This window comes from Mesorhizobium sp. M1A.F.Ca.IN.020.03.2.1 (genome assembly GCF_004023205.1).
Lineage (GTDB): Bacteria > Pseudomonadota > Alphaproteobacteria > Rhizobiales > Rhizobiaceae > Mesorhizobium.
The window spans coordinates 1-8,928 of record NZ_RZSV01000224.1; the positions used below are offsets into that span (position 1 = coordinate 1).

Sequence of the window (8,928 nt, forward strand, 5' to 3'; positions counted from 1 at the left end):
GACAGAGGGGGGTGCGAAGGAGCACGTCGGTGGAAATCGACGGCTTCGAAATACGTCCTTCGCAATGGCGGCCTCATTCATACCTCTCCTCCCCACCCCCGCCTTCGCCCACGCCTCTGACCGCGGCCATGTCCTGCTTCTTCCCACGGGCTACTACATCGCTGGTGGCGCGCTTGCGGTGGCTGTCAGCTTTCTGACGCTGGCGCTGCTGCCGCCCGCCGCTCTTGACCGCTTCTGGCGCCGACGCCTCTCTTTGTTCACTGTCAGCGACCACCCGCGCACCGTCCTCAGCTTGCTTTCCTTTGCCGGCTTCGTGCTTCTCATCGCCACCGGCCTGTTCGGCAGCCGTGATCCACTCTCCAACCCCTTGCCTCTGGTGATCTGGACGCTGCTCTGGGCCGGTTTCACGCTGCTGCAGGGGGTATTCGGCGATCTCTGGTCCTGGCTCAACCCGTGGTACGGCCCCTGGCGCGTTGCATCTCGCGTCTTCAACCTTCGCACTGACGAAGCCGAGCCATCGCGCCTTCCCAAATGGCTCGGCTACTGGCCGGCGTTCGTCCTGTTCTTCGGCTTCGCCTGGTTCGAGCTCATCGATCCCGCGCCCGACGATCCGTCGCGCCTGGCCTTCGCCGCCGGCATCTACTGGCTGCTCAGTTTCGCCGCCATATGCGTCTTCGGCTACGAAGACTGGAGTCGGCGCGGCGAATTCCTGACCGTCTTTTTCTCCATCGTCGCCCGCTTCGCGCCGGTCCAGCGCGAAAAAGGCCGGCTCGACCTCGGCTGGCCCGGTGCGAAGCTGCTTTCCGCCTCGTCGCTGCCGGCAAGCGGCACGGCGTTCCTGCTGCTGGCGCTCTCGTCCGTATCCTTCGACGGTCTTTCCAAAACCTTCTTCTGGCTCGGCCTGTTCGGCGTCAATCCGCTGGAGTTTCCCGGCCGTACCGCGTTGATCGGCATCGGCAGCTTTGGCTTGGTGCTGACATTCATCTTGTTGGCGGCCGTGTTCGCGCTTGCCGTTTCACTCGGCCAGCGCCTTGCCGGCGACGGGCAAGCCTTCGAGAAAGCCGCCGGCCTCCTGATTTGGTCCATCGTGCCGATCGCGCTCGCCTACCACATCGCCCACTACCTCACGGCGCTGCTCGTCGACGGCCAATACGCGCTGGTCGCTTTGTCCGACCCGTTCGCACTCGGCTGGAACCTGTTCGGCACCGCCGACAGGATGGTCGAGGCGGGCGTTGTCGTCGGCGCCGAGTCGGCCTGGTGGCTCTGGAATCTGCAGGCCGGCGTCATCATCGTCGGCCATGTGCTGGCGGTCTTGATCGCACACGGCCTAGCCTGGCGACTCCACCCGCAGCCGTCGCGCGCGGCGCTCAGCCAGCTGCCGCTGACGCTTCTGATGATCGCCTACACCATATCCGGCCTATGGCTGCTTGCCACGCCGACGGCAGGATGAGACAAGGGCCCGTCATGACGCGCGCATGGCCCCGAAAATCGGGTCGGGTGGAAGCTCGCTTGCCACGTCACAGCTTTGGTGATTTAGTTTGTACACATGCAATTTTCGCGTCCTCCGAGCGCGGAGGATCGAGCCGCCTTATCGCTGGTCAAAAAACTGAAAACAGGGGAACGGACATGGCTGACAAGAACGGATTTTTCGACCTCTCCAAAAGCACGCTTTCCCGCCGCACAGCGCTGAAAGGCATCGCCGCCGGCGCCGGCCTGGCGCTCGCGCCCGGCTTCGTTCGCTACAGCCAGGCGCAGAGTTCGGCGCCGATCAAGATCGGCTTCCAGTCGCACCGCACCGGCATCGGCGCCGCCTACGGCCGCTGGTACGAGAAGACGAGCGCTGCCGCCGTCAAGGCGATCAACGATGCCGGCGGTATCAGCGGCCGCAAGGTCGAGCTGGTGATCGAAGATGATGGCACCGATCCTGCCCGCGGCGCCGAGGTGGTCGGCAAGTTCGCCACGCAGCATAAGACCGACATCATCTTCGGCACGCTGTTCTCGCATGTGGTGATCGGCTCGGCGCCCGCCGCCGGCGAAAACAAGATCCCCTATTTCGTGGTCAGCGAAGGCCACCACGTCGCCTCGACCAAGCTCAACCGCTACGTCTTCCAGCCCGGCATCACCGACGTGAAGAGCCAGATCCAGTCGATGGCGCCGTGGATCGCGGCGAATGCCGGCAAGAAGGTGACGCAGATCTTCCCCGACTTCGCCTTCGGCTACGACCATCGCGACTACCTGCCGCCGGCGTTGAAGGCGCAAGGCGCCGACGTGATCGCGCAGATCGCCATCCCGCCGACGGAGTCGTCCTTCACCAAATACTTCCCGCAGATCCCGGCCGAGACCGAGGTGATCTACCACGTCATGGTGGGTCCGGCCGTGCTCACCTTCGTCAAGGAGCTCGGCGAGTTCTACGGCTCGCAAAGGCCGCAGCTCTTCGGCTTCATCGACTCCCTCGAAGCCGTCGACATCAACAGCCCCGGCCTCGAATTCCTCGACGGCAGCCATTTCTGGGAAGGCTCGCCGCGCTACGCGCAGCCCGATGACTCGGCCGCGCAGAAGGCCTATCGCGCCGCCGTCGGCATCGACGACAATGGCGCCGCCGTCGGCGATCCCAAGGACGTCTCCACCGCTGCCCACATGTTCGGCTGCTGGGAGACGCTCTATGTCATCAAGAAGGCGATGGAGGATGCCGGCTATAAGGGGCCGGAAGACCGCGCCAAGCTGGTCGAGGCAACCGAAGCGCTGAAGGAATTCGCCGAAGGGCCGGAGCATCCGCAGGGTCCGAAAACCTTTAACGGCAAGATCCACCAATGCTTCGGCATCCAGAACATCTCCAAGGTCGAAGGCGGCAAGCTGAAGGTCGTCCACAAGACCAAGATCGAGGACGGCCTCTACGAGCCGGAAGGGGATTACACGACGCAAGCGCTGTGAGCTTCGACGTTTCACCGAGCGTGAGCGCCAAGCCACCCCCCTCTGTCCTGCCGGACAGTCCGGCAGGGCAGTGGGGGGTGCCTCGCGCATCCGCCGGTATCTAGCCCATGCACTTCGGACCCCACCTCCTGCTCGCCGCCCTGGAAGGCCTCGTCACGTCCGCCGTGCTGGCGCTGACGGCGCTTGGCCTGTCGCTGGTGTTCGGCGTCATGCGCATCGTCAATGTCGCGCATGGCGAGTTCTTCATGCTGGGCGCCGTGCTTGCCTGGGCGATCTCGACGGCGATTTCCGGCCATCCCGCTATCGGCTTCGTCGCCGCGCTGGTGATCGCGCCGTTGCTGGTCGGGCTGGTCGCGTTTCTTGCCGAATGGCTGGTGCTGCGCCGGCTGAACTACAATCCCGAAGGCACCATCGTCGCCACCATCGGCATGCTCTATATCATCCAGCAACTGGCGCTGACCTTCTACGGCCCGGAAGCGCGCCCGGTCGAGCCACCCTTCAATTACCGCATCCTGCTGCCGTGGTTCGGCTATTCAGGCTACAAGCTTTCGGTCATTGCCGCCTCCGCGGTTCTGCTGGTGATCACCTGGCTGGTGCTGACACGGACGAAAATCGGCCTGATCATGCGCGCCACCCAGTATGACCGCGAGACGGCGCAGGCCTTCGGCATCCCGGTCGAGCGCGTCTATGCCGGCGTGTTCGCCATCGGCGCCATGCTGGCGGCAATCGCGGCGGTGCTGATCGTGCCGATCAGCCAGGCGCATTACCTGATGGGGCAGGACCCGCTGCTGTTGTCCTTCATCGTCGTCATCATCGGCGGCCTCGGCTCATTGCGTGGCACGGTGGTCGCCGCCATCCTGATCGGCCTCTCCGACGGCATCGTCTCGGTGTTCTTCTCGCCGACCTTGGCCAAGATCATCGCCACGCTGGTGGTCGCCATGGTGCTGGTGTTCCGGCCGCAAGGCCTGTTCGGGACGGCGGCGCGATGAAGGATGCTTCCCCCGCGAAGACCTACGCGCTGCATATCGGCGTCATCGCGCTCCTGTTCGCGCTGAATTTCGTCCTGCCCGATTATCATCAGGGCCTGTTCGCGCGCATCATGGCGCTTGCCGTCTTCGCCATGGGCTACAACCTGCTCTTCGGCTATGTCGGCCTGCTCAGCCTCGGTCACGCCATGTTCTTCTCGGCCGGCCTCTATGGTGCCGGGCTGGCTGTCTATCAATTGGGCTGGGGCGTGCCGGAAGCCTTCGTCGCCGGGGTTGCCTGCGGCGCCATGCTTGCCTTGGTCATCGGCCTGCTCGCGCTGCGCACATCGGGTGTGGCCTTCATGATCGTCACCATGATGTTCGCGCAGGTCTTCTATCTGCTCATCCTTTATTTCGCCGCCTGGACCGGCGGCGACCAGGGCCTTGTCATCCAGCAGCCGTCGAGAATAATCGCGATCGGCGGCGCATCGCTCGACCTGACCAATCCGACTGTGCGCTACATGAGCGCTCTGGCGCTGTTCTCGGTCGTGCTGCTCATCACGCTTGTTATCGTTCGCTCCCGCTTCGGCCGCGTGCTGGTCGCCATTCGCGAGAATGAGGAGCGCACGAAGATGCTGGGCTACGACACCGTCGCCAACAAGCTCGTCGCCGTCATTGCCTCAGGCGCCATCTGCGCCGCGTCCGGTGCGGCTTATGCGCTGCTGTTCGGCTATATTGGATCGAGCTTCGCGTCGGTGCAGTATTCGATCCTGCCACTGCTCTGGGTGCTGCTCGGCGGCGCCGCGACCATTCTCGGGCCGCTCATCGGCACGCTGTTCATGTATTATGTCACCGACATCACCAGCGGCTTCACCTCCGCCTATCTTTTGATCGTCGGCGTGGCGCTGATCCTGCTGGTGCTCTTCTTTCCGAAGGGCGTTCTGGGCAGCGTCCGCCAGCGCTGGCTCGGATGGTTGCCGTGATGCCGCTGCTCACCACCAAGGGTCTTTTGCGCCGTTTCGGGGGCTTGCGCGCCGTCGACGGCGTCGATTTCGCGCTGATGCCGGGCGAAATCCGCGCCATCATCGGCCCCAATGGCGCCGGTAAGACAACTTTCGTCAGTCTGCTCAGCGGCCGCATCCAACCCTCCTCCGGCATGATCGTCTTCGACGGCGCCGACATCACGACCATGCCGGCTTACAAAAGGGTTCGCCTCGGCGTTGCCTACACCTTCCAGATCACCAGCGTCTTCGCCAATCTCACGGCCTACGACAATGTCGCGTTGCCGGTGCAGCGCACGCTGACCGACGGCCGCTCGAAGGGGCAGGTGAGGAGCGGCGTCATGGCGGCGCTGGAACGCACCGGCCTCGCCGACCGCGCCGGCACCCCGGCCGGCCAGCTTTCCTACGGCCACCAGCGCCTGCTGGAGGTGGCAATGGGCCTGGCGCTGAGGCCGCGCCTGCTGATCCTCGACGAGCCGACGCAAGGGCTGGCCGACAGCGAGATCGACAATTTCGTCCTACTGGTGCGCGAGATCGCCAAGCATGCCACCGTGCTGCTCATCGAGCACAACATGCCGGTGGTCATGCAGCTTGCCGACCGCATCACCGTCTTCAATTCGGGAAAGATTCTCGCTGAGGGCACGCCCGAGCAGATCCGCGCCAATGCCGAGGTGCAGGATGCCTATCTCGGAGCGACCCATGGCTGATCTCCCCGGCACCGAGAGCGGGCTGCTCGCCATTTCCGGCCTCGACTGTTTTTACGGCGAGGTGCAGGTGCTCTACGGGCTCGACCTTGTCCTCAACAAGGGCGAAGTGCTTTGCCTATTCGGCCGCAACGGCGCCGGCAAGACGACGACGCTGAAGGCGATCATGGGGCTGGTTCCGGCCGCTGCCGGTTCGATCAGACTGGCCGGCAAGGAGCTGACCGGACTTGCCGCACATGACGTGCCGAAGACGGGCGTCGCTTATGTGCCGCAGGGCCGGCGATTATTCGCCGACATGACGGTGGCGGAAAACGTCGAGATCGGCCTGATGACCCGCGGCAAGGGCAAGGCGACGCGGGAACGCGTCCTCGACCTTTTCCCGCTGTTGCGAGAGCGCTTGAAGCAACGCTCCGGCACGCTTTCCGGAGGCGAGCAGCAAATGCTTGCCATGGCGCGTGCGCTCTGCCTCGAGCCGCAGGTGCTTCTTCTCGACGAGCCCACCGAAGGGCTGATGCCCTCGATGATCGCCAAGATCCGCGAGACGGTGGCGAAGCTGCGCGATCTGGGCGTCTCGACGATCCTGGTCGAGCAGCGCGTCGACGCCGTGCTGTCGGTCGCCGACCGCATCTCATTCATCGAGAACGGCCGCAACCGCGAGACCGTCGATGTCGAGGAACTGCGCGCCGACCCCTCCGCGGTTCGGCGCTATGTGGGCGTGGGCTGAAGGTCACTGCGAAGCAGCGGGAGCTGGCGCCGAGCCCCACCCGGACCTGGCCCGACCTCCCCACAAGGGGAGGTAAAGCTCTGCACCGCTTCACCTAAAAAACAAAAACCCCGCGATCAAAAACGTCGGGATCAGCACCAGGCCGGACCACGCCATGTAGCCGAAGAAGCCCGGCACCTTGAAGCCGCGATGTCTGGCGATAGCAAAGACCATGAAGTTCGGCGCATTGCCGATATAAGTGTTGGCGCCCATGAACACGGCGCCGGCCGAGATCGCGGCGAGCGTGGAGGCCGCCTCCGTCATCAGGTGCCTGGCGTCGCCGCCGGCAAGCTCGAAGAACACCAGATAGGTCGGCGCGTTGTCGAGGAAGGACGACAGCGCTCCGGTCAGCCAGAAATAGGCGAGATCGTCGGGCTGGCCGTCCGCCGAGGTGACCAGCGAAACCAGCGGCGCCAGCGCCCCATCGTGCCCGGCTCTCAGGATGGCGATAACCGGCACGATGCAGATGAAGATGCCGGCAAACAGTTTCGCCACCTCGGCGATGGGCCCCCAACTGAAGCCGTTCGCTTCCCTGTGGTTTTTGTACGAGACTTTGAGCGACAGAAAGGCCAGCGCCAGGATGATCGCGTCGCGTACCAGGTTCTGCAGCTCCAGGCCGATGCCGAGGATCGGGATGCTGATGCCCGGCTTCCAGCTGGCGGAAAGCAGGATCGCACCGATCACGCCGGCCAGCAGCGGCAGGTTGGCGAGGCCGCGCAGGCGCACCTTCGTGTCCGGTGTCGGGTCCTTGATCTTCGGCAAGCCGCCCTCGCGGCGATGCAGCACGATGTCGAGCGCCAGGAAGATGATCAGCACCAGCCCGCCGGTGAACAGCGTCTCGCGCCAGAGGTTCGCGGTCGTCCAGAAGAAGTCGACCCCGCGCAGGAAGCCGACGAAGAGTGGCGGGTCGCCGAGCGGGGTCAGCGAGCCGCCGATGTTCGAAACCAGGAAGATGAAGAAGATCACCACATGCGCGTTGAACGGGCGGTTGTCGTTGGCGCGCAGCATCGGCCGGATCAGGATCATCGAGGCGCCCGTCGTGCCGATGACCGAGGCGAGGATCGCGCCGATCAGCAGCAAGCCTGAATTGACCAGCGGCGTGCCGTGGATGTTGCCGGCGACCAGGATGCCGCCGGAAATGGTGAACAGCGCGAACAAAAGGATGATGAAGGACAGATATTCGGTGAGCAGCGTGTGCAGCACCGCCTCGCTTGCCGCCGGCATGCCGAAAGCGATCGCCAGCGGAACCACGGCAAGTGCCGCCCACGCGGCGGCGATCTTGCCGTAATGATGCTCCCAGACATGATGGAACAGCAGCGGCCCGGTCGCGATCGACAGCAACAGGCCGGCAAAGGGCAGCGCCCACCAGAGCGACATCGCCGCGCCGGGCAGCTCATGCGCCTCGGCTGCGAAAACCGCTTGTGGAAAGGCGAGAAGGAGTGCGGCCGTCATGGTTGCCGCCAACACCTTCGCCAATGTCGCAAAGCCCCCTCGATGCCTCACGGCGCGGTCAGTCCGAAAGGTGATCTTCGAGCACCACCCCGGCCTCGCGCATCCGTTTCAGCATCGTGCCGACCGAGCCGTTGAGATCGATGCCGCGGCAGGCATCCAGCCGCACCGTCGTCTTGAAACCTTGCTTGGCGGCATCGAGTGCCGAGAAGGCGACGCAGAAATCGGTGGCCAGGCCGACCAAGGTGATGGTGTCGATGCCGCGCTCCTTGAGATAGCCGGCAAGGCCGGTTGGGGTCGTGTGGTCGTTCTCGAAGAAAGCCGAATACGAGTCGATCGCGGTGCGGAAACCCTTGCGGATGACCAGTTCCGCTTTGGTCCAGGCGAGCCCGGAATGGAAATCGGACCCAAGGCTGCCCTGGATGCAGTGATCCGGCCAAAGCGTCTGCGGCCCGTAGGGCATCTCGATCGCTTCGAAGGGCTGCTTGCCTGGATGGCTGGAAGCGAAGCTCGAATGGCCGGCCGGATGCCAGTCCTGCGTCAGGATCACGTGATCGGTCCGCCGGATCAGGTCGTTGACCAGCGGCACGATCTCGTCGCCCCCGGCCACGGCCAGCGCGCCGCCGGGGCAAAAGTCGTTCTGCAGGTCGATGACGATGAGCGCTTCGTCGGCCATGCGGCCTCCCTTCTTCCTCGGCTTGGGCTCCAGTTGACGCGACCGGACACGGAACCTTGACCAGATGGCCGGCTGCGTCAACCTCCACAGGCATAACAAAGCCGTGGCCGACCACTTCGCTTTGACAATCGCGGCGAAGTTGATATCATTTGCATACGAATGAATTTGCCCGGCTGGACGGCGGCAGATTCCCTCGGAAAGGCCCCTTTCTGGGAAGGCAAAGCGTGATCCGTTACGCGAAACCCACCACGGTCGACGAGGCGCTCGCTCTGCTTGGCGAGGACCGCTGGCGCATTCTGGCCGGCGGCACCGATTTCTATCCGGCGCAGGGCGCGAAACCATTCCGCGACAACATTCTCGACATCAATGGTCTCGCCGCGCTGCGCGGCATCGCCGAGACGGGCGACTATTGGTGGATCGGCGCCCGCACCACCTGGAC

Annotated in this window: 9 protein-coding genes; 7 read left to right on the forward strand and 2 right to left on the reverse strand. The window is 64.4% G+C overall.

Annotation, left to right across the window (positions count from 1 at the left end; translation table 11 throughout):
• The first annotated feature begins 64 nt into the window (after window positions 1–64).
• The 6 genes from EOA79_RS25955 to EOA79_RS25980 all read left to right on the forward strand — a co-directional run bounded on the left by EOA79_RS25955 (window position 65) and on the right by EOA79_RS25980 (window position 6,325).
• Window positions 65–1,450, forward strand: a complete 1,386-nt coding sequence (locus EOA79_RS25955; protein WP_128293424.1) for a hypothetical protein — start codon at window positions 65–67, stop codon at window positions 1,448–1,450.
• Window positions 1,451–1,626: 176 nt separating this feature from the next.
• Window positions 1,627–2,931: an ABC transporter substrate-binding protein gene (locus EOA79_RS25960; RefSeq protein WP_095825557.1), complete on the forward strand. Its 1,305-nt coding sequence runs from the start codon at window positions 1,627–1,629 to the stop codon at window positions 2,929–2,931.
• A 107-nt stretch (window positions 2,932–3,038) separates the two neighbouring features.
• The gene (locus EOA79_RS25965) at window positions 3,039–3,920 is read left to right on the forward strand and encodes a branched-chain amino acid ABC transporter permease (protein ID WP_095799109.1); all 882 of its coding nucleotides are present in this window, start codon (window positions 3,039–3,041) and stop codon (window positions 3,918–3,920) included.
• Window positions 3,917–4,879: a branched-chain amino acid ABC transporter permease gene (locus EOA79_RS25970; RefSeq protein WP_095825558.1), complete on the forward strand. Its 963-nt coding sequence runs from the start codon at window positions 3,917–3,919 to the stop codon at window positions 4,877–4,879. Before EOA79_RS25965 ends, EOA79_RS25970 begins: the two co-directional genes overlap by 4 nt.
• A complete protein-coding gene (locus EOA79_RS25975; RefSeq protein WP_127335850.1) occupies window positions 4,876–5,604 on the forward strand; it encodes an ABC transporter ATP-binding protein in 729 nt (242 codons plus the stop codon). Before EOA79_RS25970 ends, EOA79_RS25975 begins: the two co-directional genes overlap by 4 nt.
• Complete coding sequence (locus tag EOA79_RS25980; RefSeq protein ID WP_067324011.1) at window positions 5,597–6,325, forward strand: ABC transporter ATP-binding protein; 729 nt, start codon at window positions 5,597–5,599, stop codon at window positions 6,323–6,325. Before EOA79_RS25975 ends, EOA79_RS25980 begins: the two co-directional genes overlap by 8 nt.
• A gap of 90 nt (window positions 6,326–6,415) precedes the next feature.
• On the opposite strand, the gene EOA79_RS25985 is transcribed toward EOA79_RS25980, so the two are convergent.
• Both EOA79_RS25985 and pncA read right to left on the reverse strand, forming a co-directional pair.
• Window positions 6,416–7,816: a sodium:proton antiporter gene (locus tag EOA79_RS25985; RefSeq protein WP_095825560.1), complete on the reverse strand. Its 1,401-nt coding sequence runs from the start codon at window positions 7,814–7,816 to the stop codon at window positions 6,416–6,418.
• Window positions 7,817–7,874: 58 nt separating this feature from the next.
• The gene (gene pncA / locus EOA79_RS25990; protein ID WP_095776932.1) at window positions 7,875–8,489 is read right to left on the reverse strand and encodes a bifunctional nicotinamidase/pyrazinamidase; all 615 of its coding nucleotides are present in this window, start codon (window positions 8,487–8,489) and stop codon (window positions 7,875–7,877) included.
• Window positions 8,490–8,713: 224 nt separating this feature from the next.
• On the opposite strand from pncA, the gene EOA79_RS25995 reads away from it, so the two are divergent.
• Window positions 8,714–8,928 (forward strand): FAD binding domain-containing protein (locus EOA79_RS25995; protein ID WP_206639269.1); only part of this gene is annotated, 215 nt, incomplete at its 3' end.